Consider the following 25,583-nt stretch of genomic DNA (forward strand, 5'->3'; position numbering starts at 1 on the left):
TTTTCGATTTCCTACCCCCGGAGCCCATGATGAAGCTCTCGCCTCCACGCTCCACGCGCGCGCGCACCGCCCGCTGCTACGTCCCGACCGTTCCGCTCACGCGGCGCGGAAACGGGGCGGAAGGGGCCGAGATCCTCCAGGAGATTTCCGGCGAGCTGGGGGTGCTGCTGTGGGCCACGCTGCGCGACGTGATGCTCTACCTGGGCGCGCCGGCGGCGGAGCGGGGCTCCCTCTACCCGGCGGACGCGGGCGAGTGCCGCCGGGCGGAGATCAGGGGGTGCGGGGCGGACCCGGCGCTGTGGGCGCCCCTGCTGGTGGTGGCGGAGATGATGGAGGCGCCGGAGGAGGCGAGCCGGGCGCGGGTGGCGCACGCCTGCCGCGCCCTCGCGCGCTGGGCGGAGGGGGAGGCGCCCGCCACCCGGCTGGCGTTCTCGCAGGCGGCGGCGCTGGCCCGCCCAGGCGATCCGCGGCTCGCCCTCGCCACCGCGCGCCTGGCCCGCGACGCCGCGGACCACGCCCGCGCGGAGACGTGGTTCCGCCGCGCCGTGAAGCTGGCGCGCGGCAAGGATTGGGAGTCCTACATCCGCGCCTTCCTGGGGCTGGGCGTCATGTACTACCGGGGCGGCAACTACCCGGCGGCCAGTGTGGTCGCCGGGCGCGCGTTGCGGGCCGCGCGCCGGCGCCGCCTGCGTGAAATGGAGGGCGAGGCCCACCACGACCTGATGCTGATCGCCGGCGAGGGCAACCGGCCGGCGCTCGTGTACACGCACGCCCGGGCGGCGCTGGAGGCGTTCGGACCCCAGCACCGCCGCCTTCCCTTCCTGGCGCACGACGTGGCCTGCGCCTGGTGCGACGAAGGAAGGTTCGACCTGGCGCTCCCCGTCTTCGAGCGCCTCCTGGCCAGCTTCCCCAATCCGGCGGAGCGCGTGCGGGTGCTGGCCAACGCGACGCGCGCCGCGGGCGGGGCGCGCGCGCGGGAGAGGTACGAGGAGTACCGGGAGTCCGTCGTCACCCTGCTCCGCCAGACGCCGGGCGCCGCGCCGTCCGAAGCCGAGCTGATGCTCCTGGTGGCGCGCGCCGACAACTCGATGGGGGAGTGGCGCAGGGCGGAGGAAGCCGCCCTGCAGTCCATCGAGCTCGCCACGCGGCGCGGGGAGAACCAGAACCGGCTCCTGGCGGAGGCGCAGCACCAGATCGCCATCATGCGCCAGGCGGGCGCCGCCTCGGCCGCACGCCGGCACACCGTTTCCGAACACGCGGACCGCCTCGCGGGGGAGCTGACCCGTACGCTCGAGCTGCGCGTGACCGCGACCGCCGGGGTAGGCGCGTAACGCGGACCCGCGCCGTCAGTTGCCGCTGCCGAACATCCCTCCCCCGGAGGTCTGGTAGCGGGGGGGCTCCGGACGCGGCGTGGCGTCGGGCCCGGTGATGCTGTCGGAGCCGCAGGCGGACAGCAGGCAGATGATGCAGGCGAGTGAAAGGATGCGCACGATCTTCATCGTTCGGCTCCGGTGTGGAATGGGGTATGGACGGGAAGTTCGCGGAAAGGTGCGCCCGTATGTGGCGGCAGGTCAAGACGCGTCGTAAAACCTACCCTACCGGGACAGCAGATGCAGACGGTGATCCGACCGGTGTTCCTGCTCCACGAGGACCCGGATCTGAAGTCGCGATTGTGCGGCGTGCTGAGCGACGCCGAAGAGCTGGTGCGGGTGCCGGATTGGGATTCGCTGCGCGCCTCGCTGCGCCGCGCGCCCGCCACCGCCATCAGCGTGGTGGACCCGCAACACGCCCCCCCCGGGGAGCTGCGCGTGTTGCTGCAGGAGTTCCCCTCGGCCACCGTGCTCGCGGTGGTGAGCCCCGCCCTGGGCCGCGGCGACACGCTGCGCGAGCTCTTTGCGTGGGGGGTGGCGGACGTGATCGTGCGGGGGCGCGAGGACACCATCCCCGCTCTGGCCCGCCGCGTGGACGGGGTGCGGGCGCGCACGGTGCACCGCCTGCTGGAGCGCGCCCTTCCCCGCACCGTCCCCAGCCGCTCGCGCGCGCTGCTGGCCGCGGCGGCGGAGACGGTTGCGGCGGGGGGACTGGCGGCGGAGCTGGCGGCGGCGCTGGGGGTCAACGAGCGCACCGTCCTCCGCTGGTGCGAGCGCGCCGACCTCCCGCCGCCGCGCCGGCTGCTCGCGTGGCTGCGCCTGCTGCTGGCCGCCGAGATGCTGGACGACCCGGGGCGCACCGTGGGCGCCATCGCCGATGTGAGCGGGTACGCCAGCGCGGTGAGCCTCAAAGCGGCGTTCCGGCAGTTCGTGGGGATGACGCCCCGCGACGCGCGCGACCGGGGCGCGTTCGACACGGTGGCCGCCGGCTTCGCGGGCGAGCTCTTCCGGCTGCGCGAGGCGGCGCGGGAGCAGGGGCGGCCGGAGAAGACCTGGCTGAACTGACAGGGGGTGCTGGGCCCGGCGCGCGGTGGGATGGTGCGCACGGGGGTGATGCAGGGCCGCACCGGGGAAGGTGCGGCCCGTTGCCTTTTCAGGCGCGGGGAAAGGCGGGGTCGTCGCGCAGGGCGCGGATCTGGGTGAGGTGGCGGCGCTCGTGGGCCAGGATCAGCGCGAAGGCGTCGCCCAGGGTCAGGCGCAGCAGGCGGCTGGCGGGGGAGGCGACCCGCGCGCGCGCCAGACTGATGCCGCCGGCGCGGTGCAGGCGCTCCTCCAGGCCCCCGTGCGTGGCGAGGTAGCCGTCCACTTCCGCGCGCCAATCGTGCGCGTGTTCCGTGGGGCGGAAGACGGCGGGGGTCTTGAGGCGCCGCTTCACCGGCGGCTCCATCATCTTCACCATGAAGCCGCCCAGCAGGCCGGGCTTGTACCCGCCGAACCCGGTGTGGCCCCGCGTGCGCGCTTCGGTAATCGACTGGTCGATTGCTTCGAGGTAGCGGGCGTTGAGGGTGCGCAGGTGGCAGGCGACTTCGCCCAGGGACCAGCCGCCCGCCTCCGGGCGCCAGGCGAGCTGCGCGTCCGAGAGGCCGTCCAGGAGCTCCGCGGCGTCGCGGTGCACCGCCTCCAGCTCCCGCCCGAATCGGGCCAGATCGGACGAAGGATACGCAACGGTCGCGGTCTGCATGGGTCCTCTCCCGAAAGGGGTGTGCGGTGGGCTTGCGGGGATGGTTGCATGATAGTCGGGCGGAGGGGATGTGACAATATTGACGGGGTTGGAAGCGGGGGCGAGGGCGGGCAGACACGCAGGTCTGCCCCTACGTATCCGTGCGTGGGGCGCAGGGGCGGTGAGGGGGCGGGCACGGGCAGCCACGTGGGGCGGCCCCTACGGGTGTCGGGTTAACCGAGGGGGGCGTTGAACCGCGGGCATACCGGGAGGCGACAGAGTTCGTCGTGGCGCCGGCGGGCGGCGGGGAGGGGGATCGGGTGGTGGCACGCGCGTTGCTCCCCTGCACGGGTTCCGCGGCGCGCCGCCGCACGTCACGTTCGAGCGAACCCAGACCCTTCGATGGCCTTGCACCTCTTCTCCACCCCCGTGCAGTGCACCAACTGCAACACGGTGGTGGATGACCCCACGCTGGAGCGCTGCCCCAACTGCGGCAACCTCCTCAAGGAGCGCCGCGCGCCCCGCCGCCTCGCAGGGCTGGAGGAGCGCTACGGCAGCATCCGGATCCTGCTGGGGGTGCTCCGCTTCCTCGCGGTGATCATCCTGGTGGTCGGCGGCGTGGCCTTCTTCGGCGCGCTGGGCGGCAACCGGGCAGACGGAATGGAGGGGGTCGGCATCCTCCTCTCCAGCGTGCTGGGCGCGGTGGCGATGTTCTCCATCGCCGCCTTCTTCGAGCTCACCATGGACATCGAGGAGAACACGCGGGCCTCGTTCAGGCTCCAGCAGCAGATGCTGGAGGAGCTCCAGCAGGCGGGGCGCGGCGCCGCACCCACGGTGGAACCCGCGGGCCCGGAAGGGCAGACGGCCGCACGATGACGCGGGTGAGGATGTGGGCCGCGGCCATCGCCGCGGCCATCGGCGGCGCGGCGGCCAGCGTGGGCGCGGCGGGAACGCAGGGCGCGGCGGGGCCCCTCCAGGCCCAGGCCGATGCCGCCGTCCCCAACAAGAGCGAGTGGACCATCATGGCCTACTCGCTGGACCGCAACCAGACGCTGTTCGCCATCAACGCGGAGCAGCCCAAGGTGCCCGCGTCCAACAACAAGGTCTTCTCCGCCATCTGGGCGCTGGGGGTGCTGGGGCCGGACTACCGCTTTCCCACCGACCTGCTGATCAACGGCAACATCCAGAACGGCGTGCTGCAGGGCGACGTCATCATCCGCGGCTCGGGCGATCCCGGCTTCGGCTATCCGTCGTACGAAAAGGACAACATCGACCCGCTGCGCACCATGGCGCGGCGCCTCAAGTCGCTGGGGATCAACCAGGTGACGGGGAGCGTCATCGGCGACGCGACGATCCACGACCGGCAGAACTACGGTCCCGCGTGGCCCGTGGATACGGGGATGGGCGCCGCCCACTACGCGCCCACGGTGAGCGGTCTCCCCTACCAGCGCAACATGCTGTGGGTGGAGCCGAACGGGCAGGGGCCGAACGGCTTCGTGCTGCACCCGGACGTCCCGGAGATTCCCGTGGTGTGGCAGAGCCGCGGCGGGCGCGGCTACGCGGTGCGCAGGCCGGAGCAGGACACGGTGCGGCTGCGCGGCGGCATCGGGCGGCCGGGGACGCGCTTCCCGGTGGGCGCGTTCGAGCCGGCGCTGCTCGCCCCCGCCGCGCTGCGCCAGGCGATGCGCGAGGCGGGCATCCAGGTGAACGGCGCGGTCAAGCTCCAGCGCACGCCGCGCGGGGCGAAGCTGGCGCACCGCCACCTCTCGCTGACGGTGGCCGACATGGTGCCGCAGCTCAACCAGCACTCGGACAACTTCTTCGCCGAGCACTTCTGGAAGGCCGCGGTGGCGAAGGCGACGGGCCAGGGGAGCTACACGCGGGGCGGCGCGGCGTCGGCCAACTTCTTCCACCGCAGCGCCGGGGTGCCGTACGGGCAGCTCTGGCAGGCGGATGGGTCGGGGCTCTCGGCCAACAACCGCACCAGCGCCAACGCGATGGTGATGACGCTGAAGTTCGCGGACAGGGCGCCGTACTCGCGGGTGTTCCACGAGTCGCTGGCCGTCGCCGGCGACCCGCGCGGCACCATGAAGCGGATGTTCGTGGGGACGCCGGCCGCGGGGAACCTGCACGCCAAGACGGGCTACATCCGCCAGGTGCGCTCGCTCTCGGGGTACGTGAAGACGGCGAGCGGCGAGCGCGTGGCATTCGCCTTCATCTACAACGGCCGCAACACGTCCGGGGCCCGGGGCGTGCAGACCAACCTGGGGAACCTGCTGGCGTCGTATCGAAGGTAGCTGGTCTCAATCGCACGTGGGGAACCGGGGTCCGGCGCGGGTTGGCCGGGCCCCAATCGTTTGCGCCACGCACCGGCCGCGGGGTAGCTTGTGCGCCGTTTCCAGCGACACCCCCGGCCATGAGGAGGCGGCATGGAGCAGACCGACCCGCGGTTCCCCATCGGCAAGTTCCTGCTGGAGGGCGAGGTCACGCTCGAGCGGCGGCGCGAGTGGATCGCGCGCATCGCGGCGGCGCCGGCACGGTTCCGCGCGGCGGTGGCGGCGCTGGGCCCCGAGCACCTGGACACCCCCTACCGCGACGGCGGGTGGACGGTGCGGCAGCTCGTGCACCACCTTCCGGACAGCCACATGAACGCGTACGTGCGCTTCAAGCTGGCCCTTACGGAAGACAACCCGGCCATCAAGACGTACGACGAGGCGCTCTGGGCGAACCTTCCCGACACGCGCGACACGCCCCCCGAGGTGTCGCTGGCGCTGCTGGACGCGCTGCACCTGCGCTGGGTGACCCTCCTCGGCGCGATAGAGGGCGCGGAGTGGCGCCGCACCCTCAAGCACCCGGAGTGGGGGGACATGCCGCTGGAATCGGTGCTGGCGCTGTACGCCTGGCACGGGGATCATCACACCGCGCACCTGGCGGCGCTGCGCGGGCGGCTGGGGTAACCGCGGGATGAACGACGTGCTGACGCTGGGATATTCGCCGTGCCCGAACGACACCTTCATCTTCGACGCGCTCGTGCATGGGCGGATCGAGGTGGATGGGTTGACGTTCGAGGAGCGGCTGGAAGACGTGGAGACGCTGAACCGGCTGGCGGCGGAGGCGGCGCTCGACGTCACCAAGATCTCGTACGGCGCGATCCCGGGGCTGCTGCGCGACTACGTGCTGCTGCGCAGCGGCGGGGCGCTGGGGCGCGGGTGCGGGCCGCTCGTCGTCGCGCGCCGCGGGATGGATGCGGCGGAGCTGGCGGGGGCGCGCATCGCCATCCCCGGCCGCAACACGACGGCCAACCTCCTCCTCCGCCTCTTTGCGCCCGACGCGGCGCCGGGGGTGGAGCGCGTGTACAGCGACATCATGCCCGCCGTCGCGCGCGGCGAGTTTGATGCGGGGCTCATCATCCACGAGTCGCGCTTCACCTATCCGCGGCACGGGCTGGTGCGCGTGGTGGACCTGGGCGAGTGGTGGGAATCGATGACCGGCCTTCCGATTCCCCTCGGCGGCATCCTCGCGCGCCGCTCGCTGGGCGAGGACGCGATCCGCGCGGTGGAGGACGGCATCCGCCGCTCGGTGGAGTTCGCGTTCGCCGATCCCGAGGCGTCGCGCCCGTACGTGCGTGCCCACGCGCAGGAGATGGACGCCGCGGTGACGCAGCAGCACATCGACCTGTACGTGAACCGCTTCTCGGTTGACGTGGAGGAGGAGGGCGCGCGCGCCATCGAGGCCCTCTTTGCGCGCGCCCGTGCGGCCGGGGTGATCGATGCGGAGGTGCCATCGCCCTTCCTCTGAGCCGTTCGCGGCGTGCGGGGGTTGACCGCGATCATTAGTGTTACTATGATAGATACACAACACGGAGGCGCAGATGAACAGCCGATTCGCCGTCGCGGTCCACATCCTGACGCTGATCGCCCGCAGCGAGGGGAAGCCGGTCACCTCGGACTACATCGCGGGGAGCGTGAACACGAACCCGTCGCTGGTGCGGCGGCTCCTTTCGCAGATGACGCGGGCGGGGCTGACCACGTCGCAGATGGGCGCGGGCGGGGGCGCGCTGCTGGCCCGCCCCGCGGATCAGATCACGCTGCGCGACGTGTACCGCGCGGTGGACGAGGGCGAGCTCTTCGGCCTCCACCGCGAGCAGCCGAACGCGCGCTGCCCCGTCGGCCGCAACATCCAGCCGATGCTGGAGGCGCGCTTCGATGCCGCCAGGCAGGCGCTGGAGTCGGAGCTGGACGGCACCACCATCGCTGACACCGCCGCGGAGATCGGCACGCGTGAGGAGCAGGGCGCGGCCCGCTGAATTCTTCGCGCGCCAGGATGTGTACTAGTCATGGATACACAACAACCACAACTCGCCCTTTCACGGGCAGGAGCCAACATGATCGCAGTCACCGGAGCCACCGGCCACCTCGGCCGCCTCGTCATCGAAAACCTGCTGGAGCGCGGCGTCGCGGCCGGCGAGATCGTCGCGCTGGCGCGCAGCCCGGAGAAGGCGCGGGACCTCGCCGCGCGCGGCGTGCAGGTGCGCGCGGCGGACTACACGCAGCCGGGCACCTTGTACGCGGCGCTGCAGGGCGTGGAAAAGCTGCTCCTCGTTTCGGGGAGCGAGCTGGGACAGCGCGCGGCCCAGCATCGCAACGTGGTGGATGCGGCTCGCAACGCGGGCGTCGGGCTGCTGGCGTACACCAGCATCCTGAACGCGGACACCAGCGGGATGCAGCTCGCCGCCGAGCACAGGGCGTCGGAGGAGATCATCCGCGCTTCGGGGATCCCGTTCGTCCTCCTGCGCAACGGCTGGTACCTGGAGAACTACACGGGCAACCTCGCCTCGACGCTGGAGCACGGTGCCCTTCTCGGCAGCGCCGACGAGGGCCGGGTCAGCGCGGCCTCCCGTGCGGACTACGCCGCCGCGGCCGCGGAGGTGCTCACCGGCAGCGGCCATGAGAACCAGACGTACGAGCTCGGCGGCGACGCCTTCACGCTCCCGGAGCTGGCTGAGACCATCTCGCGCGAGAGCGGCAGGCCCGTCGAGTACAAAAACCTCCCCGAAGAAGCGTTCGCCGGAGTGCTGGCCAGCTTCGGCCTGCCGGAGCCGTTCGCCCGCATGCTGGCCGATTCCGACCGCGGCATCGCGCGCGGCGAGCTGTCCACCGACCGCGACGACCTCCGCCGCCTGATCGGCCGCGCCCCGACTACCCCCAGCGACGCAGTGGCCGCCGCGCTATCCACTTCCTGAACGGAGCGCCACACAGTACCTGCCGTATGCGGATCTCTGGCGCGGAGTGAAGGAAACGGGCTCCGGGCCGCAACGTGATCCAGCCCGTGTTCGGTCGGCTGTACGTGGTGAGCGGCGGGGCGGAAACCGGTTGCGGAACATTGGCGACATCGGCGCTGGTGGCAAAGCCCGTCTCCTTCACTCCGCGCCACAGCCCGTCTGATCCACGGGTTCCGTGTGAGCGCTCCGTTCAGGAAGTGGGGGTGTGCGAAAAGGAGAGAGGCGCGGGGAAACTTTCCCCGCGCCTCTCTCTCTGCCTCTCTGCGCCTCCGCGTGAGACCAGCCGTTCAGTCGTGCGAGCGGCGGATGGAGACGGGGCGGCCCTTGATGGCGGCGCGCGACATGGTGCGGATCACGTGATCGGCGTGCTCCTCTGCCACCTCCACCAGCGTGAACTGGTCCGCGATCTCGATGGACCCGATCCCCTCGGCCGGGATCTTGGCCTCGCCGACGATGGCGCCCACGATGTCGCCCGGGCGGATGCCGCGGCGCCGCCCCACGCCGATGAAGAGGCGCGTCATGTCCGCGCGCGGGCGGCGGCCGCGCGGGGGGCCGTCGCGGCCCGGACCCTCGAAGGCGTCGCGCCGGCCGCGGGGGCCGCGAGAGTCGTCGTGCGGGCGCTGGGGGCGGTTCTCCCACTGCGGGATCTCCACCTCGTTCTCCGGCTCCTCGCCGCGCGTGGCGTCGGCCGCCAGCTTGGCCGCGGCGGCGGCGATGTCCAGCGGATCGTAGCCATCATCTGCCAGCGACGCCACGATCTCGCCGTAGCCGTCGAACTCGTCCTCCTCGATCGTCTCGCGGATGGCGGAGCGGAGCAGCTCCACGCGCCGCGCGCGCAGGTCGGCGACGGTGGGGACGCGGGCGACCTCGATGGGCCGGCCCACCACCCGCTCGATCCCGCGCAGCAGCCCCTGCTCGCGCGGCTGCACCAGGGTAATGGCCGTCCCCTCGCGCCCGGCGCGGCCCGTGCGCCCGATGCGGTGGACGTACACCTCGGGGGTCTGCGGGATGTCGTAGTTGATGACGTGGCTCACGTGCTCCACGTCCAGCCCGCGCGCCGCCACGTCGGTGGCGATCAGCAGGTCCGCCGTCCCCTCGCGGAAGCGCTTCATCACGCGGTCGCGCTGCGCCTGGTTGAGGCCGCCGTGCAGCGCCTCCGGGCGGTAGCCGCGCACCGAGAGCGCCTCGTTCAGCTCGTCCACCTCGTTGCGGGTGCGGCAGAAGAGGATCGCCGAGGTGGGCGCCTCCAGGTCGAGCACGCGGGCCAGCGCCTCCAGCTTATAGGGACGCGGCACCACGTACGCCGCCTGCCTCACCAGCGGCGTCTCCATCTTGGCCGCGCGCACGGTCACACGCACGGGGTCGGTCATGTGGCGCGCGGCGAGCTGCGCGATGCGGGGCGGGAAGGTGGCGGAGAAGAGCGCCGTCTGCCGTCCCGCGGGGGTCTCGGTGAGGATCGTCTCGATGTCCTCGATGAACCCCATGTCCAGCATCTCGTCCGCCTCGTCCAGCACCACGTAGCCGACGGCGGAAAGGTCCAGCGAGCCGCGGCGGATGTGGTCCAGGATGCGCCCCGGCGTGCCGACCACGACGTTGACGCCGCGGCGCAGCTCGCGGAGCTGGCGGTCGATGGGCTGGCCGCCGTACACGGCGAGTACACTTACGCCGCGCTTGGCGCCGTAGCGGTGCGTGGCCTCGGCCACCTGCACGGCCAGCTCGCGCGTGGGCGCCAGCACCAGCGCCTGCACTCCGCGCAGATTCGCGTCGATGCGCTGGACGAGCGGCAGGGCGAACGCGGCGGTCTTGCCGGTGCCGGTGGCGGCCTGCCCCAGCACGTCCCGCCCGGCCAGGAGGGTCGGGATCGCCTCCACCTGGATGGGGGTAGGCTCTTCGTATCCCAAGGCTTCAAGCGTCGCCAGCACGTCGGGCTCCAGCCCGAGCTCGGTGAAGAGCGGTGCGGCGGGCGCTTCGATGTTCGTATCGGTCAACGTACGGTCTCCTGCAATCGGCGGTTTTCGTTCACAATCGTTGAATCTCGCGGAAATGGCGGCGCGGGGCAACGGAAGTGGGTTCGTGCGGGGCGCCTCCGTCGCGCGCCGGGGGATGAATCCCCCGGCTGGAACGACGGGAATGCGGCTGAAGCCGGCTCGAGAACCGCGACATCCCCCCACACCCCTGTCATCCCACACCCTGTCATCGTGAGCGACGCGCCGCTCGGGCTTTGCCCGTGTTCAGGGCTGTGGCGCGCGCGTGCCGAGGGGCTCGTCGTTTCCCGCTGGCCTCTTGTCTCGCCGGCTAGGTCCTTCGGTCGCCGCAGAAGTGCGGTGGTGCGCCGCTGAGGTTGCAAGGGCGGCTTCCTCAGGATGACAACCGCGAGGCCAACGCACTCACGCACTTCAGTACCCGTACGCGCCCACGTCCGGCTCGCGGGCGAAGGCGCGAAAGGCTTCGTCGGGGTCGGAGTGCGCTTCCAGGAGGCCGCGGACGCGGCGGAAGGAGAGGCGCAGCATCCGCTCGCGAAGCATGTCGTCGGTCGGGGTGGGGGGCTGGATCAGCCATCCCGGCGTGTACTTGTCCGTCGTGGGCTGCGAGGGGGAGTTGTCGAGGCCCTCCTCGGGGGGCGCCACGCCCAGGCCGCTGCGCACCAGCTCGAAGGCCAGCATGGGGTCGAGTCCCTCTTCCACGGCGATGTCGTACATCATGTCGGCCAGCTCGGGCGACATGCCGACGGCGCGCGCGTCGCCCATCAGCTCGGCGCGGCGGCGCACGCCGTCGGGCGAATCGGAGGGCTCGCCGCTCCCCAGCAGGGCGCTCTCGCTCCCGAAAAAGGTGTCCTCCGCCCGCCGGCGGCGGCGGCGCTCGCGGTAGGCCTCCAGCACGTGCCCCGCGTGCGTCTCTTTGTCCATCTCCTCCGCCGGTCCTTGCGGCTCCGTCACGTCTCCTCCCGGTGATCCGTTGTTCAGTACGGGACCGCCCGCGCCCGCCGGCCCACCCCGCGCGCAAGGGACGGACCACGGGGGAACAGAGAGTGCATTACGAAAGGAAGTGCCAAGTGCCAAGTGCCAAGTGCCAAGTGAACGGCGGTTCAGCACTCAGGACTCAGGACTTAGCACTTCCCCTCCGAAATCCGAACCCACACTGAGCTCCGCATGGCCGAAATCCGGGTAGAACGCACGCGCAAACTTGGAAAATGGCCCTGGTTCGTGGGGCTGCTGGTGCTGGCGCTCGCCATCTGGGCGCTCGCGGAGATCCTGGGCGAGGACGACGGCGGCGACGTGGTGGAGCAGCTCGATACCGGGGCCGCGACGGGACCGCGCTGAGGCACAACTTTCTGCGGGTGCGCGGGGTACGGTAGATGCATTGCACAACGTACAGGCGCGGAACCCTGGCGGCGCGGCAAGTTGCCGCGCTCCCGCCGCGCATGCACGACGGTCGTCCCCCCCATGGCCGGGTAGAGGAGATCCCCATGTCCGTTCCATTCCGACGCGCCACGCGCTGGGCCGTTGCCCTCTGCGTGGGCGCGGTATCCGCGGCGGCGTACGCCACACCCGCGTCCGCGCAGTACTTCGGGCGCAACCAGGTGCAGTACCGCGAGTTCGACTTCCGCATCCTGCGGACGACGCACTTCGACGTGTACTTCTACCCGGAAGAGGAAGTCGCAGCCCGCAACGCCGCCCGTCACGTGGAGCGGTGGTACTCGCGGCTGTCGCGCATCCTGGACTACGAGTTCGAGAACCGCCAGCCGCTGATCCTGTTCGCCAGCGCCCCGCACTTCCAGCAGAACGCCATCACCGGCAACCTGGGCGAGGGTACGGGCGGCGTGACGGAGGTGTTCAAGCAGCGCATCATCCAGCCCTTCGGCGGCACCGTCCAGGAGACGGACCACGTGCTGGGGCACGAGCTGGTGCACGCCTTCCAGTACGACATCACCGGCGCGGGGCGAGCCGGGGCCGGGCTGGAGCAGGCGGCGCAGCGGCTCAACAACCCCCTCTGGTTCACCGAGGGGATGGCCGAGTACCTGTCCGTGGGCCCGGTGGACCCGCACACCGCCATGTGGCTGCGCGACGCGGCGCTCACCGGGAACGTCCCCACGCTTAGGCAGCTAACCTACGACCCGCAGTTCTTCCCCTACCGGTGGGGGCAGGCGCTCTGGTCGTACATCGGCGGGCGCTGGGGCGACGCGGCGGTGGGGCAGATCCTGAAGCAGGTGGGCCAGGGGGTGCCGTACGACGAGGCGTTCGAGCGCATCCTGAACGCCGACCTGGAGACGATCGTCGAAGACTGGCAGACCTCCATCCGCCGCACCTACCTGCCGCTGCTCACCAACCGGCGCGAGGCGCGCGAAGAGGCGCGTCCGCTGATCACGCAGCGCGGCAAGGGCGGGCGGTACAACGTGGGCCCCGCGCTCTCGCCGGACGGGCGCCAGGTCGTCTTCCTTTCCGACCTGGACGGGCTGGACGTGGAGCTCTTCCTGGCCAACGCGGAGACGGGCGCCATCGTGCGGCGCCTGGTGAAGGGGCCGGCGTTCGACGCGCACTTCAGCTCGCTGCGCTTCATCAACTCGGCCGGGGCGTGGGCGCCGGACAACCGCCGCTTCGTCCTCTCCGCCCAGCGGACGGGGAGCGACGTGCTGGTGACGCTGGACACGCGCAACGCCAACATCATCAGGGAGTACCGCATCCCCGGGGTCAGCGAGATCTCGTCGCCCACCTGGTCGGCGGACGGCAACACCATCGCCTTCTCAGGGAACAAGGGCGGGATCACGGACATCTGGGCGGTGGACGTGCGAAGCGGGCAGGCGCGGCAGCTGACGAACGACCTGTACGGCGACCTGCAGCCCGCCTTCTCGCCGGACGGGCGCACGATCGCCTTCGCCACGGAGCGCGGGGTGGCGCTGGACTCGCTGCGTTACCAGCGTGACGTGCGCGTGGGGCTGCTGGACGTGGCCACCGGGGCGGTGCGGATCGCGCCGGCGCAGGACCGCAGCAAGAACATCAACCCCCAGTGGTCGCGGGACGGCGGGGCGATCTACTTCATCTCGGACCGTACGGGGATTCCCAACGTGTACCGGGTGGAGCTCGCCGCCGGGCGGCTTACGCAGGTGACCAACCTGTTCACCGGCGTGAGCGGCGTGACGGCGCTGTCGCCCGCGCTGAGCTCGGCGACGCAGGCGGACCGGGTGGTCTTCTCGGCGTACGAGCGCAGCAACTTCAACCTGTACTCCATCGCCAACCCCACGGAGCTGGCGGGCACGGAGCCGCAGGTGCCGCAGATGGCGAGCGGGGTGCTGCTGCCGGCGCTCCTTCCGCCCTCGCCGCGGCCCACGGAGCCGGCGTTCAACCGGGTGTCAGCGACCATCAACGACGTCGCCACGGGCCTCCCGACCGAAGCCGAGGTGGCGCAGTACGCGGTAGTGCAGTACCGCCCGCGCCTGTCGCTGGACTACCTGGGCCAGCCGCAGGTGGGCGTCTCCGGGAGCTCCGGGGTCGGCGGGCAGCGCGGCGGGCTGTACGGCGGCATCGGCGGCATCTTCAGCGACGTGCTGGCGCGCCACACCATATACGCCACCATCCAGGCGCAGGGGCGCATCGAGGAGATCGGCGGGAGCGCGGCGTACATCAACCGCGAGCACCGCTGGAACCTGGGCATCGCGGCGCAGCGCATTCCGTACGTGGCCGGCGGATACCGCCAGGGCGTCGACCAGTCGACGGGTCAGCTCGTGACGCAGCGGATCACGTACCGCCTCTTCGACACCAACGTCAGCGGGATCGCGCAGTACCCGTTCTCGCAGGTGCAGCGGCTGGAGTTCTCGGCCGGGGCGCGGCGGATCGCGCAGGACCTGCGGACGGAGGAGTTCAGCTCGGGCGGCGCGTTCAACGAGGAGCTGGAGTCGCTCCCCGGCTACAACCTGGGCGAGGGGTCGGCGGCGCTGGTGTACGACAACTCGCTCTTCGGCTACACCTCGCCCTTTGCGGGGATGCGGTACCGGTTCGAGGTGGCGCCCACCATCGGGACGCTCCGCTTCACGCAGATCACCACGGACTTCCGGAAGTACTTCTTCCTCCGCCCGCTGACCTTTGCGGTGCGCGGCTGGCACTTCGGCCGCTACGGGCGCGACGAGTCGCGGCTCAGCCCCATCTACGCGGGCTATCCGCAGATCATGCGCGGCTACGCGCAGGGGAGCGTCACCAATGCCTGCATCGACCAGCTCAACGCGGGGGTCCCGCAGACGAGCGCGGTGGAGTGCCGGGCGCTTGAGCAGCTGCGCGGGAGCCGGTTCGCCGTCGCCAACGCGGAGCTGCGCTTCCCGCTGATCCGCCAGGTGGTGGTGGGCGGCGGGTTCGGGCTGCCGCCGATCGAGGGGATCGCCTTCTTCGACGCCGGCACTTCGTACGGCGACGTGCTTTCGGTGAACAACGAGGTGCTGGAGACGCGCCCCAACTTCCGGCGCGGCCCCGCCCCCGGCACGAACGATCGCGGCCTCTTTACCAGCGCCGGTGTGGGCGCGCGCGTGAACCTCTTCGGGTACGCGGTGCTGGAGGGTGTGTACGTGAACGCGCTGGACCGCCCGACCGGGTGGCACTGGCAGTTTTCGCTGCAGCCGGGGTTCTAAGGGAGAGTGCCTGGTGGTGAGTGCTGAGTCCTAAGTGCTGAGTGCTGAGTGGGATGAGCGAGAGGGCCGGGAGATTTTTCCTGGCCCTCTCGCGTTTGCGTGGATGGTTCCGTGTGGCCGCCATCGCCGGGGGATGAATCCCCCGGCTGGAACGAGGGAAGGCGGCTGAAGCCGGCTCAAGAAACGCGGCATCGGATCCGGAGTCCGCGGAGGCGGACTTCGTGTGTTCCGGCGGCGAGTTCATTCGCTCCTGGATGCGGGCCTCCGCGCATGCACAGGGCACGGGCAGCCACGTGGGGCGGCCCCTACGGGATCTGTGCGCGAGGAGAAGGCGAGGTGGGGGCGAGGGCGGGCGCGAAGGTCGGGAGGCGGAGCAGAGCCGGACGCGGGCGCGATGAATCGCGCCCGGACGAAGTCACCCGGTGCAAACCTTTCGCACCTCTGGCCGGGTGCGTAACTTTCCGCGTATGAGCGACCGCCCACTTCCCGAGAACCGCGAAGCACGCCGACGCGCGATCCTGGAGTCGGCGGTGCGCGTGTTCGCGGAGAACGGATTCTTTGCAGCGCGGATTCGCGACATCGCGGCAGGCGCCGGGGTGGCGGAGGGGACCATCTACCTGTACTTCGACGGCAAGGACGACCTCCTCCTCACCGCGTTCCGCGACAAGGTGGCGGAGTTCTGCGCGTCGGTGCGCGACGTGCTCTCCTCTTCGCTGCCGTTCCAGGAGAGGCTTTCCAGGTTCGTGGCGCACCAGTTCGAGAGCATCGAGGCCGATCCGCCGCTGGCGACCGTGCTCCTGCTGGAGAGCCGGCAGTCGAGCAAGTTCTACGGAGGGGCGGTGCGCGACGTGCTCCGCTCGTATGCGCAGGCCATCGACGAGCTGCTGGCGAGCGGGCAGCACTCCGGCGAGCTGCGGCCGGACGCGGACGTGCCCCTCGCCCGGCGGATGCTGATCGGCGCGCTGGAGGAGATCGAGCTGGAGTGGCTGCTGGGCGACCGCACGCGCCCGCTGGTGGCGATGGCGCCGCGCGTGGCCGCCACCTTCTTCCGCGGCCTCGCCACCGTCGGCTGACCCGCCGCGGGTTCTGGACATCCGGGCGAGGGGGCGATAGAATACGCCGTCGCTTCAACAGGGAACCAATCGCGGACCCCGTCCGCGCAGCGAAACGAGCGAGCCATGGCCGATCTGAACGTCCGCACGGAAGCCCAGCCGGTGGTCGAGGACGACTACACGATGGTGGAAGTGGTCCTCTGGGTCCTGGGGATCCTGATGATCCCGCTGGTCCCCATCATCATGGTGGCGTTCCTTACCCCGTTCAGCGGGATGTAAACGGAGCGCGGCTCCGTACCGAAAGGCCCCGGCTCGCGATTGCGAGCCGGGGCCTTTTTGCCGTCCGAGGTCCTGCGCGACTACTCGGGACGCGGACGGGGGGTGGCGCCGGGCACACTCACCTCGCCCGGCGCGCGGGTGGGGCCGAAGCTCGGCACGCGCGCGGCGGGGATCGCGGCGGGACGATCCGCCTCGCGGCGCGTGGAAGGGCGGACCGCAGGCTGCTCGCGCGCGGGCTTGTCGCGCGGCCGCACTTCGACGGTGGGAACGGAGGGCTCGCCCATCAGCGGCGCGAGATCCTCGGCGGTGGCGACGGGGCCGGCGTGCGCGAGCCGCTCGTAGTCGCCGCTTTCCGCGCCCCACACGCGCCGGTGGACGATGCGCGTGGCGCCCGCCTCCAGCGACACGCGCCCCAGGTCCAGCGTCTGCGCGACGCTGCCGTCGGCGGCGAGCACCTGGATCTTGACGTCGTGCTCGCCCGGGGGAAGGGTGAGGCGCGCCACCGAGATGCGGTCCGGGAGGAGCGACCAGCTTCGCGTGTCCGCGCGCTCCATCACGTTGCCGGCCAGGTTCACGGCGCGCGCGGCCAGCCAGCCGAGCGCCTCGCTCTCCTTGTTCCCCTTCTTCTCCGCCTCGCGCGCCGCCAGGTACTTGGCGACCCCGCGCGTCACCATGCGCGCCACCATCGCGGGGCGCTGCGCATCCCACCGCCGCGTCACCGCCGACGAAAGGTCGGATGCGGCGATGGGGACGCCGGCCGTGTCGCCGTCCAGCACCAGGCGCAGGGCGGAGGGGGCGCACGCCTCCAGCCGCGGAACGGCCCACGCCAGCTTGAGGATGTGCGCGCCGTCCAGCGCGTCCGCGAGCAGGAAGCGCTCGTCCCAGGTGGAGCCCCAGCGCGACTTCTCCGCCAGGTTCGACAGGAGGTGCGCCGCCACCCGCGCGGTGGACTGAGTGACGCGAGCCGCGTCGCCGCTCTGCAGCGCTTCCACCTCGTCCGGCGGGATGGGGACGTGGATGTCCGCGGCACCGCGGTGCGCCACCCATCCCTCCTCCACCAGCACCACGAGCTCCGCGTCGTTCGTCCCGCCGTTCAGCGCCGGACCGGCCACCTTGTAGCGCGCCGCGGCCGATTCTGCCACCTCGCGCACGCCGGCGGCGCGGGCCGCGCGGTACAGCTCGATCCCGAGCGTTGCCGGCGGCGCGGCGTCGGAGCAGGCGTCATAGCCGCGCTCCGCCTGCCGGTAGGAGACCAGCGCGTCGCGCCGCTCCCCCGCCCCGTCGTACACCAGCCCGGTGAGGTACTGCACGAAGCCCTCGCCCACGCACGGCTCCTTGCTTCCCTGGCGGATGCGCTCCAGGTAGGCGTTGGCCTTGCGCGCCTCCACCAGCGTCCCCTCACCTCCACCGAGCGCCAGGTAATTCAGCATCCGGTAGTACGGGATCATCGCCATCTCGGCGGGGGGCGGGGTGTACGCCGCGATGGCGTCGTTCACCAGCACCATCGCCGCCTGCCGCGAGAGGGAGCGGGTGAAGCGGCGCTCCGCCTCTTCCTCGGCCCACTGGAAGGCGGCGTTGCTCTCCTCCCACTTCCCCGCGTGGTGCAGCACCACGCCGAGCTGCAGGTGGCGGAGGAGCTCGTCGCGCGGGGCGACCTTGCTGCGCTCGTGCAGCATCTCGAGCGCGGAGTCGGCGCGCCCCTCCATCAGGTAGTGGCGGAGCCAGGCGTCCGTCTCGCCCAGCGTGGAGCTGAGGAGCGGAGAGTTGGCGGGGAGCGCCTCGGGTGCGGGACGGGCGGGGTAACGCGCCCCACCGGCGCACCCGGCGACCGCCGCCGCCACGAGGGCGGCGGCAATCGCGCGCAGGGCGGCGGGGAAGGTTCTCATCGTCCGCCGCGCTGCAGGACGATGATGCGCTGCTGCGCCGTGATGGCCGCCTGGTACAGGTGCGCGTACGCGTCGCCGTGCGCGCGGATCTTCTCCAGCTCCAGCTGGTGAAGAAAGAGCTGGTAGCGGATGGTGGCCTCGTAGGGCCGCAGCTGCTTGTCCAGCGCCCGCGCGATGCGCAGCGTCGTCTCCGGGTTGCCGGCGTCGATCACGTCGGCGCGATCGTAGCGGTCCAGCGCCGCGCGGAAGTCGCCGCGCGCCGCGAAGTCGTCGCCTTCGCGGAGGAGCGCGACCGCGCGGGCACGCGAGCGCCCGGCCTGCGAGGCGTCGGCGGCATTGGCCACCAGCCGCACGCCCTCGGGCTCCTGATAGGCGATGGAGCGCACGCGTCCCTCTTCCAGCGTCACGTACGCCACCGGCGCCACGCGGTCCGCGGGAAGGTGGGCTTCATTGCGGGCGACGAGGGTCGTGGTGCGCCCATCGCCGCGCGTCTCCCAGGCGGCGGCGCCGCTGCGGGTGGCGGCCAGCACCTGCGCCTGCGTCATCCCCAGCGCCAGCTCGCCGCGGGCGATGGCCTCGCAGGTGGCGCCGCCGCACGACGCCAGGGCGGAGGCCTCGTTGCGGTTGCGCTCTTCGGCCAGGCGGGCGCGCTCGGACTCGCCCTCGGCGCGGGCGCGCTCCACCGTCTCGTCGGCGCGCGAAGGGACGATGGCGCCGTTGGCCTGGATGGGGCGGACCGGCTGCATGCGCGGCCCGCACGCGGCGGCCGCCGTGAGCAGCGCCAGCGCCGCCATATTGACGTGCTTCATGTTGTCGTGCTCCTGCAGGGGTAGGGAGAGTGGTTCGGTCGTCGGCCTCGGCTCTTTGAGTGCGTGAGTGCGTTAGTGCGTTGGTGTTGAAGCGCACTCACGCACTCACGCACTGACGCACGTCCCTTCACAGGCCGAACCGCGACCGCTCCACGTACTTCTTGATCTTGTGCTGCCCGGTCCACTCCTTGGCGTTGGTCTCCAGGTTGACCAGCGTCATGTCGATCTGGTACAGCACCACGCGCCGCCCGCCCTCGCGGTCCTCTACCGACTCGATGTCGCCCTGCAGCATGTAGTTGGCGCCGCGCTCGATGCCCATGCGCGCGCGGGTGTCGGCAGCGGCGTTCTGCTGCTGGTCCTCGCGCTCGGCGCGCACCTCGCCGCGCTCGTCGGCGCTGGCCACCACCTGCACCTGTCCGCTCCCCAGGTACGCCCGCTCCAGGTCGCGCACGAACCCGTTGACCGGGATGTGCTCCATGCTGCGGTTGCGAACGGCGCCCACGATGATGGTGGGGCGGCGGCCGCCGTGGGCGCGCGCGTACTCCGTCATCCAGCTCTCACCCGCGCGCGGCTGGAAGGTCTCGCGGATGATGGCGTCGGCGGCCTGCCGGCTGTCGACGTCGTTCCAGCGGCCGGAGAGGTCGATCTGCTGGTCGGGGCTGATGCGGGTCACCTGCTTGCCGCACCCGCCGGACACGACGACGAGGCCGGCCAGGGCGAGGGCAGCGCGGCGGAGGGCGCGTGCTTGGGTCTTCATGGGATCTCCCAAAACGGGTTGCTGCGGAGGAAGGATAGCGTGCTGCGACGTCAGCCGGAAACGCATCTGGCGTACCGGAAACGGCCTGATTCGGATGTGAATATAGCGAAAAGAGTTACGTTGCGCGGCCCCCGGCGGGGCGGTTCGGCGTGTCATCGCGGGAGGACAGGGGGGAGGACAGGGCCCCCACCCCCCGGCCCCCTCCCCCGCACGCGGGGGAGCGTGGGGGAGGGGGAGAACTGCCTGTCCTGCGCCGGCGCCTCGTAGGGGCGCGATTTATCGCGCCCGTGGCTGGCGGCGCTCCGTCAGCGGCGGAGGAGGGGGTCGCGGCGGGGGCGGGACGTCAGCCAGCCGACGAGGATCATCCCCACGCCGCCGACCGCCAGGAAAATCCAGTCGTAGAGCGGGACGTGGGCGGGGAGGTCGCGGACGTGGTGGAGGTTGAGGAGGTGATGGTCGATCAGCCCTTCCACCAGGTTGAAGAGGCCCCAGCCCAGCAGGAGCTGCCCCGTGAGCGCCCGCGGTCCGGGGAGCGGATGCCCCTGCCGCGCGTGCGACCAGAGCATCACGATCCCCGCCATCGCCGCCAGCCAGGTGCCGGCGTGGAAGAGGCCGTCCCACACCATGTTCTGCTTCATGGCCTCCATGGTGTCCGGCCGCAGCACGGACGAGCCCATGTTGTGCCACTGCAGGATCTGGTGGAGGACGATGCCGTCCACGAAGCCACCCATACCCACGCCGATGACGACCCCGCTGCGGGTCCGCGGCCCGTGCCTGACCAGCGCCATGCTCAGAAACCCGCCGGCCGGCGCGTGTGCCAGTCCGTGTGGCGCTGGTACTCGGCGGCCACGGCGATCACCTTCGCCTCGTCCCAGGCGCGCCCCGTGAGGGAGAGCGAGGTGGGAAGGTTGTCGCGGCCGAAGCCGTTGGGGATGGCGATCCCCGGGAGGCCCAGGAGGTTGGAGGCGGCAGAGATCGGCTCGCCGCCGCCCGATGCGTCGGTATACGCCTCGCTGAACTTCTTCCCCACCGGGTACGAGACGGTGCCGCGCGTGGGGTGCGCCAGGGCGTCGAAGCCGCGCTCGGCGAAGAAGCGGTCCATCGCCTCAGCGGCCGGGGTGCGAATGCGCAGGGCGCGCAGGTAGTCCTTGGCGAACACCACCTGGCCGGGATAGCCGCCCAGCCGGTCCTCCGGCGCGGTCAGCTCGTGCACGCGGCCGCTCTCCACCAGCTCTTCGAAGATGCTCGCCGCCTCCGCCTCGATGATCAGCGACGCGGCGGCGCCGTACGGGAACTGCGGCAGCGTGACGTCGCGCACCACCTCCGCGAACTGCGCCATCCGCTCCACCGACGCCTCGAAGTTGCGCCGCACCTCCGGCTGCGAGCCCTCCGCCAGCCCCTTCAGCACACCGATGCGCGGGCGGCGGGTGGAGCGGGTCGTGGTGTGGCGGTACGGGCGGTCGGCCGACGCGTCGTCGCGCGGATCGGGCCCGGCGATCGCCTGTAGGATGACGCCGGCGTCCTCGGCGGTGCGGCACATCGGCCCGATCTTGTCCATCGTCCACGACAGCGCCATCGCCCCCGCGCGGCTCACGCGGCCGTAGGTGGGGCGCAGGCCGGTGATGCCGCAGAAGGCCGCGGGGGTGATGATGGAGCCCCACGTCTCCGACCCGATCGCAAAAGGGACGAGCCCCGCCGCCACCGCCGCGCCGGGCCCGCTGGACGAGCCGCCGCTCCAGAAATCGGTGTTCCAGGGCGTGCGGCCGGGGCCGGTGAAGGATGCGTTCGCCTGCTCGTATCCCATCCCGCCCGCCAGCTCCACCGACGCCAGCTTCGCCACCAGCACCGCGCCCGCCGCCTTGAGCCGCGCGACGACGGTTGCGTCCTCCTCGAACCGCTGCTCGCGGTACGGCTGCGCGCCCCAGGTGGTGGGGTAGCCCGCCGCCGCGATCAGGTCCTTGGCGCCGTACGGGATGCCGTGCAGCGGCCCGCGGTAGCGCCCGGCGTTGATCTCCGCGCGGGCGGCGCGCGCCTCCGCCAGAGCGCGCTCCCGGGTGAGCGTGACGACGGCGCCCAGCCGCGGCCCCAGCGACTCCAGCCGCTGCAGGGCGGCCTCGGCGAGCTCCACCGGGTCCAGCCGCCGGTCGCGCACGTGCGCGGCGAGGCGGGTGAGCGGCTGGTAGAAGACGGCGTCCGGGATCATCGCCCACCCCCGCGGTGCGCGCGGAACACCGTCGACGGTTCGGTGGAGATCGGCAGGCGGAAGTCGTGCAGCGTCTTGGCCACGCGCAGGTTCCCTTCGATCCCCTTCCTCACCTCTTCCCACTGCTCGCCGCTGAGCCGGTCGCGGTACTTCACGCGCAGCACCTCCATCAGCTCCTCGGCCATGGGGTCGCGCTGCTGCTCGTTCTGCCTCTGCGGCGGCGCCGAGGGTGCCACGGGCGTCGCTCCCGCCGTGGCCGTGCGGGCGGCGGGCGCGGGAGCCGTGGCGGGCTCCGGCTGCCCGCCCGCACACGCCGCAATCGGCGCGATCACGGGGACGAGGGCCACTGTGGCCGCGGCCTTTGCGAAGCCGCGCCGGGACAGTTTCTGCGGATCGGATGACATGCGTGCGCGTGTACGAGGTCGTGGCTGACGGGGGGTCGATGCAATGTGGGGCGCGGGGGACGATCCGGCGAGGGGGGCCCTCACCCCCGGCTCGTTACACTCGCCTGCCCCCGTGCACCACAGATCCTGGTAGGGGCGCGATTCATCGCGCCCACCCTGTCCCCCACCTCGACCGCCGCCCCATCACACCGATCCGGTAGGGGCAGACCTGCGTGTCTGCCCTCCCTCCGCGTGCCTCGACCCCCGCCCCCCGAACCGAAACCCGTAGGGGCCGCCCCACGTGGCTGCCCGTGCCCTGCCCCGCGACGCGCCTAGAAGTACCGATCGAATGCCCGCCAGCGCCCCTCCCCCAGGTAGTTTTGGGGGAGGGGCCGCGAGGTGACGAGCGGGGGAGGGGGCTCCGCCCTACTCGCACCGCCTCGCCTGCGCCGCCGCCGCATCCGCATGCGGAAACAGCTCGTGCGCGGCCTCGGCGTGCTGGCAGCGGAGCTCGCGGGTGCGGCGGCCGCTGTAGGACCGCGCCAGGCGGAGGTGGATGCGGTAGCTCCCGGGGTCCAGGCGCGAGGCCTGCTCCATCACGCGCGCCTCGCCGCTGCCGGCGTACAGGTGCATGGCGGCGGTCTGCGCCGCGCTCTTGACGGCGAACCCGCCGATCCCCACCAGGAGCACCAGCACGCCCAGAACGCGCACCCCACCCCCCGCCTCGAAGCCCCACCGCCCCTCCTCCCCCGCAGTCAAGGCACCCAGCGCGGCCCAGATCAGCAGCGAGGGAAGCGCGAGGAGGAGCACGGCGTCGAAGGCGCCCACCACCAGCGTCGCGACCAGCGTGGATGCGAGGGCGAGGGCGACGAGCCCCTCGTCGGCGTCGCGGGCGGTGCGCATGCGGCGCCAGGCGGTGCCGGCCAGCCCCGCCATCGCGAGCACCAGCAGCGCGAAGGCGGGGAGGCCGCGCTCGGCCAGGAGCGCCACCCAGTCGCTGCTGGGCCAGGGGTTGGAGGTCATCCCACCCTCATTCGGGTCCATCGAGGGGTCGCGGCGCTTCGCGAAGCCGGGGTACTCCACCGGCCAGTTGCCGGGCCCCACGCCCAGCACCGGGTGCGCCGCGGCCATGCGCAGCGTGTTGCCGTACTGGATCAGCCGTCCGCGCCCGCTTCCCTCCTGGTAGTTGACCACGCCGCGCGCCGTCTCGCCGTACGGATCGTCGCTGTTCCAGCGCAGCTTGTTGGGAACCATGAGCGCCACCGCCACGCCCCCGCCCGCAAAGAGGAGGAGCATAACGAGCCGCAGCCAGCTGCGTCCGTCGCGGCGCACGGGGCGCACGATGAGCCAGCCGAGCACCAGCGTCGCGAGCCCCGCCCCCACCCCCAGCCAGGCCGCGCGCGAACGGGTGAGGACCAGCACCGCCGCCAGCGCCGCGAACCCCACTGCACCCAGCGCGACCCCGGGTCCGCGCCACGCCCGCAGCGCGCAGAGCGCCAGGATGGGGAGCCCGAATGCGCAGAGGTGCGCCACGAAGTTGCGGTTCCCAAGCGTCCCGCCCGGCGCGCGGTTGACACTGAAGACGTCCAGCCGCACCCCGTACGTCTGCGCGAGCGAGGTGAGCGCGCCCAGCGTCACCGCGATCCCGATCGCCACCAGGAGGGGGCGTGCCAGCCCGGCCCTCCCCAGCGAGCGCGCGGCCCAGAACACCACGATCCCGGACGCGCTCACCCCCAGCGCCCGCATCCCCGCCCACGGGTTCTGCGCCAGCGCCGCGGAGGCGGCGCCGAGCACCAGGTAGCCCGCCAGCAGCAGGTCCACGCGCCCCAGCGACACGCGCCTCGCGGCGCCCAGGCAGAGGATCCCCGCGATCAACGCGGTCAGGTGCAGCACCAGCTCCTTGGGGACGAAGAAGCGGTCCAGCTCGAACACCTTGTACGTGGCCGCCGCCAGCACCACGGCAAGCGCGCCAGCCTGGAGCACGCGCAGAGCCAGCCGCTGCGACCCGCTGGGCTGCGCCGGATAGACGTAGGTGTCGTCGCCTGTGTGCTCGTAGACGGGGATTCGGCGTGCGTAGAGCGACATGGCCGGGGCGTGGAGGCTGGTGACGTCGGGGAGCGGAAGAGTATGCCACGCCGCTGCTTCCATCGCAATCCAAAAGCACGAAGCCCCGCGCTCCGAACCGGAAGGCGGGGCTCGTCCTGGCGGCGCTCGGGAGTGTCAGTGGCCTCCGCCCCAGCTCCCCATCCACAGCCCGGTGAGGAAGACGAGGCCGCCGCCCAGCAGCACCTGAACCACCGTCTTACCCAACGGCGACTTCATGAAGCGGTAGCGGATGTACGCGATCGCGACGAGCTCCACCGCGACCACGACGTACGCCATCGTGAGCGCCAGCTCGAGTGACGACAGCAGAAAGGGGAGCGTGTGCAGCGTCCCGCCGACGATGGTGGCGGCGCCGGTGATGGCGCCGCGCATCCACGGATGGCCGCGCCCGGTCGTGTGCCCGTCATCGGAGAGCGCCTCGGCCAGCCCCATGCTGATGCCCGCGCCGATCGACGCCGCCATCCCCACGATGAAGGCTTCGCGCGGGCTCCCCGTGAGCGCCGCCGCCGCGAAGAGCGGGGCCAGCGTGGATACGGAGCCGTCCATCAGGCCCAGGAGCGCGGGCTGGACCACCTGCAGGACGAAGCGCGAATCGGCTTCCCGCGTGGCGTTCATCGGAAAATCGTGGTGGGATGGGTGTGATGGCGCTCCGCTTCCGGAACGCGGTAGGAGCGGCCGGCTCAGGCGCCGCCGCACCCCCGGATGGCCTGCCGCAGGCTGGACTCCACCATCGCGCAGCCGATGTGCGCGGGAGCGCGGGTGATGGTGATGGCGAGCGTCCCGGCCTCTTCGTCCCAGCGGTATTCCGCCTCCACGTTGTGGTACGCCACGAGCCCGCTGGCGCCCTTCGGCGCGGGGAAACCCATGCTCTTGGCCTGCTGGATCAGGCAGTCGTACACCTCGCGCGTAACACCGCTGAAGCTCATCGTCGGGCAGGACATCCGCATCTCCCTGGGTCGGTTGCAAGTGCTCGCTCGCCACCCTCCGCGCAAGTGAAGTGCCGCCGGTGGCTCATTGGTACAGGGCAGCGCCCGCTCCGCGTCAACATCCGAACGACCTTCGATCGGCCTCTAGCCAGGCCGCAAAGGCTGCGTTACGGTGCGAGCGCGCACCGTACTCCTGATAGG

The 25,583-nt window shown here is 71.8% G+C and carries 25 protein-coding genes; 12 read left to right on the forward strand and 13 right to left on the reverse strand.

Translation table 11 applies throughout. From position 1 onward, the window contains the following. Nucleotides 1-26: 26 nt before the first annotated feature. Nucleotides 27-1,331, forward strand: coding sequence for a hypothetical protein (locus VF584_11065; protein ID HEX8210707.1), 1,305 nt, complete (start codon nucleotides 27-29; stop codon nucleotides 1,329-1,331). A 15-nt stretch (nucleotides 1,332-1,346) separates the two neighbouring features. Here VF584_11065 and VF584_11070 read toward each other — a convergent pair whose 3' ends face one another. Continuing rightward, a complete protein-coding gene (locus VF584_11070) occupies nucleotides 1,347-1,499 on the reverse strand; it encodes a hypothetical protein (GenBank protein ID HEX8210708.1) in 153 nt (50 codons plus the stop codon). 120 nt (nucleotides 1,500-1,619) lie between these two features. Here VF584_11070 and VF584_11075 point away from each other — a divergent pair, with 120 nt between their 5' ends. Continuing rightward, the gene (locus VF584_11075) at nucleotides 1,620-2,435 is read left to right on the forward strand and encodes a helix-turn-helix domain-containing protein (GenBank protein ID HEX8210709.1); all 816 of its coding nucleotides are present in this window, start codon (nucleotides 1,620-1,622) and stop codon (nucleotides 2,433-2,435) included. Between the two features lie 88 nt (nucleotides 2,436-2,523). On the opposite strand, the gene VF584_11080 is transcribed toward VF584_11075, so the two are convergent. Then, nucleotides 2,524-3,111: a DinB family protein gene (locus VF584_11080; GenBank protein HEX8210710.1), complete on the reverse strand. Its 588-nt coding sequence runs from the start codon at nucleotides 3,109-3,111 to the stop codon at nucleotides 2,524-2,526. Nucleotides 3,112-3,492: 381 nt separating this feature from the next. Here VF584_11080 and VF584_11085 point away from each other — a divergent pair, with 381 nt between their 5' ends. The 6 genes from VF584_11085 (at nucleotide 3,493) to VF584_11110 (ending at nucleotide 8,332) form a co-directional block, all read left to right on the forward strand. Beyond that, nucleotides 3,493-3,966: a hypothetical protein gene (locus VF584_11085; GenBank protein ID HEX8210711.1), complete on the forward strand. Its 474-nt coding sequence runs from the start codon at nucleotides 3,493-3,495 to the stop codon at nucleotides 3,964-3,966. Beyond that, nucleotides 3,963-5,387 carry a D-alanyl-D-alanine carboxypeptidase/D-alanyl-D-alanine-endopeptidase gene (gene dacB / locus VF584_11090; protein HEX8210712.1) on the forward strand — a complete coding sequence of 475 codons (1,425 nt, stop codon included), beginning with the start codon at nucleotides 3,963-3,965 and terminating at the stop codon, nucleotides 5,385-5,387. The genes VF584_11085 and dacB overlap by 4 nt, the downstream gene beginning before the upstream one ends. A gap of 132 nt (nucleotides 5,388-5,519) precedes the next feature. After that, entirely contained in the window at nucleotides 5,520-6,047 is a 528-nt protein-coding gene (locus VF584_11095) for a putative metal-dependent hydrolase (protein HEX8210713.1), read from the forward strand. Between the two features lie 7 nt (nucleotides 6,048-6,054). After that, nucleotides 6,055-6,888 carry a 1,4-dihydroxy-6-naphthoate synthase gene (locus tag VF584_11100; protein ID HEX8210714.1) on the forward strand — a complete coding sequence of 278 codons (834 nt, stop codon included), beginning with the start codon at nucleotides 6,055-6,057 and terminating at the stop codon, nucleotides 6,886-6,888. A gap of 73 nt (nucleotides 6,889-6,961) precedes the next feature. Further along, nucleotides 6,962-7,396, forward strand: coding sequence for an Rrf2 family transcriptional regulator (locus VF584_11105; protein HEX8210715.1), 435 nt, complete (start codon nucleotides 6,962-6,964; stop codon nucleotides 7,394-7,396). A 78-nt stretch (nucleotides 7,397-7,474) separates the two neighbouring features. After that, nucleotides 7,475-8,332 (forward strand): SDR family oxidoreductase, encoded by an 858-nt coding sequence (locus VF584_11110; GenBank protein HEX8210716.1) that lies wholly within the window; start codon nucleotides 7,475-7,477, stop codon nucleotides 8,330-8,332. A gap of 326 nt (nucleotides 8,333-8,658) precedes the next feature. Here the strand turns inward: VF584_11110 and VF584_11115 are convergent, their stop codons facing one another. Both VF584_11115 and VF584_11120 read right to left on the reverse strand, forming a co-directional pair. Then, nucleotides 8,659-10,359: a DEAD/DEAH box helicase gene (locus tag VF584_11115; GenBank protein HEX8210717.1), complete on the reverse strand. Its 1,701-nt coding sequence runs from the start codon at nucleotides 10,357-10,359 to the stop codon at nucleotides 8,659-8,661. 408 nt (nucleotides 10,360-10,767) lie between these two features. After that, nucleotides 10,768-11,307: a hypothetical protein gene (locus tag VF584_11120; protein HEX8210718.1), complete on the reverse strand. Its 540-nt coding sequence runs from the start codon at nucleotides 11,305-11,307 to the stop codon at nucleotides 10,768-10,770. Between the two features lie 213 nt (nucleotides 11,308-11,520). Between VF584_11120 and VF584_11125 the strand changes: the two genes are divergently transcribed. From VF584_11125 to VF584_11140, 4 genes are all read left to right on the forward strand, one after another. Then, nucleotides 11,521-11,691 (forward strand): hypothetical protein, encoded by a 171-nt coding sequence (locus tag VF584_11125; GenBank protein ID HEX8210719.1) that lies wholly within the window; start codon nucleotides 11,521-11,523, stop codon nucleotides 11,689-11,691. Nucleotides 11,692-11,837: 146 nt separating this feature from the next. Next, complete coding sequence (locus VF584_11130) at nucleotides 11,838-14,984, forward strand: hypothetical protein (protein ID HEX8210720.1); 3,147 nt, start codon at nucleotides 11,838-11,840, stop codon at nucleotides 14,982-14,984. A gap of 467 nt (nucleotides 14,985-15,451) precedes the next feature. After that, nucleotides 15,452-16,057 carry a TetR/AcrR family transcriptional regulator gene (locus VF584_11135; GenBank protein HEX8210721.1) on the forward strand — a complete coding sequence of 202 codons (606 nt, stop codon included), beginning with the start codon at nucleotides 15,452-15,454 and terminating at the stop codon, nucleotides 16,055-16,057. Nucleotides 16,058-16,162: 105 nt separating this feature from the next. Further along, nucleotides 16,163-16,315: a hypothetical protein gene (locus VF584_11140; protein ID HEX8210722.1), complete on the forward strand. Its 153-nt coding sequence runs from the start codon at nucleotides 16,163-16,165 to the stop codon at nucleotides 16,313-16,315. A gap of 80 nt (nucleotides 16,316-16,395) precedes the next feature. Here the strand turns inward: VF584_11140 and VF584_11145 are convergent, their stop codons facing one another. The 9 genes from VF584_11145 to VF584_11185 form a co-directional block, all read right to left on the reverse strand. Continuing rightward, nucleotides 16,396-18,201, reverse strand: a complete 1,806-nt coding sequence (locus VF584_11145; protein ID HEX8210723.1) for a hypothetical protein — start codon at nucleotides 18,199-18,201, stop codon at nucleotides 16,396-16,398. Beyond that, a complete protein-coding gene (locus VF584_11150; protein ID HEX8210724.1) occupies nucleotides 18,198-19,010 on the reverse strand; it encodes a hypothetical protein in 813 nt (270 codons plus the stop codon). Before VF584_11150 ends, VF584_11145 begins: the two co-directional genes overlap by 4 nt. A gap of 127 nt (nucleotides 19,011-19,137) precedes the next feature. After that, nucleotides 19,138-19,767: a penicillin-binding protein activator LpoB gene (locus VF584_11155; GenBank protein ID HEX8210725.1), complete on the reverse strand. Its 630-nt coding sequence runs from the start codon at nucleotides 19,765-19,767 to the stop codon at nucleotides 19,138-19,140. Nucleotides 19,768-20,072: 305 nt separating this feature from the next. Further along, the gene (locus tag VF584_11160) at nucleotides 20,073-20,555 is read right to left on the reverse strand and encodes a DUF2243 domain-containing protein (protein HEX8210726.1); all 483 of its coding nucleotides are present in this window, start codon (nucleotides 20,553-20,555) and stop codon (nucleotides 20,073-20,075) included. A gap of 2 nt (nucleotides 20,556-20,557) precedes the next feature. Further along, a complete protein-coding gene (locus tag VF584_11165; GenBank protein HEX8210727.1) occupies nucleotides 20,558-21,970 on the reverse strand; it encodes an amidase in 1,413 nt (470 codons plus the stop codon). Beyond that, entirely contained in the window at nucleotides 21,967-22,374 is a 408-nt protein-coding gene (locus VF584_11170; GenBank protein ID HEX8210728.1) for a hypothetical protein, read from the reverse strand. The genes VF584_11165 and VF584_11170 overlap by 4 nt, the downstream gene beginning before the upstream one ends. Before the next feature lie 405 nt (nucleotides 22,375-22,779). Next, the gene (locus tag VF584_11175) at nucleotides 22,780-24,501 is read right to left on the reverse strand and encodes an O-antigen ligase family protein (protein HEX8210729.1); all 1,722 of its coding nucleotides are present in this window, start codon (nucleotides 24,499-24,501) and stop codon (nucleotides 22,780-22,782) included. Nucleotides 24,502-24,573: 72 nt separating this feature from the next. Further along, a complete protein-coding gene (locus VF584_11180; protein HEX8210730.1) occupies nucleotides 24,574-25,071 on the reverse strand; it encodes a hypothetical protein in 498 nt (165 codons plus the stop codon). Between the two features lie 65 nt (nucleotides 25,072-25,136). Then, on the reverse strand, nucleotides 25,137-25,397 hold the full coding sequence (locus VF584_11185) for a hypothetical protein (GenBank protein ID HEX8210731.1): 261 nt from the start codon (nucleotides 25,395-25,397) through the stop codon (nucleotides 25,137-25,139). Nucleotides 25,398-25,583: the final 186 nt, after the last annotated feature.

The organism is Longimicrobium sp., assembly GCA_036389135.1.
In the GTDB taxonomy this organism is placed as follows: Bacteria; Gemmatimonadota; Gemmatimonadetes; order Longimicrobiales; family Longimicrobiaceae; genus Longimicrobium.

What these genes read in the sequence shown, in the direction of transcription:
- VF584_11150 (HEX8210724.1), bottom strand. Translation starts at nt 19,010, where the DNA reads ATGAAGCACGTCAATATGGCGGCGCTGGCGCTGCTCACGGCGGCCGCC.
- VF584_11155 (HEX8210725.1), bottom strand. Translation starts at nt 19,767, where the DNA reads ATGAAGACCCAAGCACGCGCCCTCCGCCGCGCTGCCCTCGCCCTGGCC.
- VF584_11180 (HEX8210730.1), bottom strand. Translation starts at nt 25,071, where the DNA reads ATGAACGCCACGCGGGAAGCCGATTCGCGCTTCGTCCTGCAGGTGGTC.
- VF584_11080 (HEX8210710.1), bottom strand. Translation starts at nt 3,111, where the DNA reads ATGCAGACCGCGACCGTTGCGTATCCTTCGTCCGATCTGGCCCGATTC.
- VF584_11105 (HEX8210715.1), top strand. Translation starts at nt 6,962, where the DNA reads ATGAACAGCCGATTCGCCGTCGCGGTCCACATCCTGACGCTGATCGCC.
- VF584_11125 (HEX8210719.1), top strand. Translation starts at nt 11,521, where the DNA reads ATGGCCGAAATCCGGGTAGAACGCACGCGCAAACTTGGAAAATGGCCC.
- VF584_11165 (HEX8210727.1), bottom strand. Translation starts at nt 21,970, where the DNA reads ATGATCCCGGACGCCGTCTTCTACCAGCCGCTCACCCGCCTCGCCGCG.
- VF584_11110 (HEX8210716.1), top strand. Translation starts at nt 7,475, where the DNA reads ATGATCGCAGTCACCGGAGCCACCGGCCACCTCGGCCGCCTCGTCATC.
- VF584_11185 (HEX8210731.1), bottom strand. Translation starts at nt 25,397, where the DNA reads ATGTCCTGCCCGACGATGAGCTTCAGCGGTGTTACGCGCGAGGTGTAC.
- VF584_11135 (HEX8210721.1), top strand. Translation starts at nt 15,452, where the DNA reads ATGAGCGACCGCCCACTTCCCGAGAACCGCGAAGCACGCCGACGCGCG.
- VF584_11175 (HEX8210729.1), bottom strand. Translation starts at nt 24,501, where the DNA reads ATGGAAGCAGCGGCGTGGCATACTCTTCCGCTCCCCGACGTCACCAGC.
- VF584_11100 (HEX8210714.1), top strand. Translation starts at nt 6,055, where the DNA reads ATGAACGACGTGCTGACGCTGGGATATTCGCCGTGCCCGAACGACACC.
- VF584_11130 (HEX8210720.1), top strand. Translation starts at nt 11,838, where the DNA reads ATGTCCGTTCCATTCCGACGCGCCACGCGCTGGGCCGTTGCCCTCTGC.
- VF584_11140 (HEX8210722.1), top strand. Translation starts at nt 16,163, where the DNA reads ATGGCCGATCTGAACGTCCGCACGGAAGCCCAGCCGGTGGTCGAGGAC.
- VF584_11065 (HEX8210707.1), top strand. Translation starts at nt 27, where the DNA reads ATGATGAAGCTCTCGCCTCCACGCTCCACGCGCGCGCGCACCGCCCGC.
- dacB (HEX8210712.1), top strand. Translation starts at nt 3,963, where the DNA reads ATGACGCGGGTGAGGATGTGGGCCGCGGCCATCGCCGCGGCCATCGGC.
- VF584_11085 (HEX8210711.1), top strand. Translation starts at nt 3,493, where the DNA reads ATGGCCTTGCACCTCTTCTCCACCCCCGTGCAGTGCACCAACTGCAAC.
- VF584_11170 (HEX8210728.1), bottom strand. Translation starts at nt 22,374, where the DNA reads ATGTCATCCGATCCGCAGAAACTGTCCCGGCGCGGCTTCGCAAAGGCC.
- VF584_11095 (HEX8210713.1), top strand. Translation starts at nt 5,520, where the DNA reads ATGGAGCAGACCGACCCGCGGTTCCCCATCGGCAAGTTCCTGCTGGAG.
- VF584_11160 (HEX8210726.1), bottom strand. Translation starts at nt 20,555, where the DNA reads ATGGCGCTGGTCAGGCACGGGCCGCGGACCCGCAGCGGGGTCGTCATC.
- VF584_11070 (HEX8210708.1), bottom strand. Translation starts at nt 1,499, where the DNA reads ATGAAGATCGTGCGCATCCTTTCACTCGCCTGCATCATCTGCCTGCTG.
- VF584_11145 (HEX8210723.1), bottom strand. Translation starts at nt 18,201, where the DNA reads ATGAGAACCTTCCCCGCCGCCCTGCGCGCGATTGCCGCCGCCCTCGTG.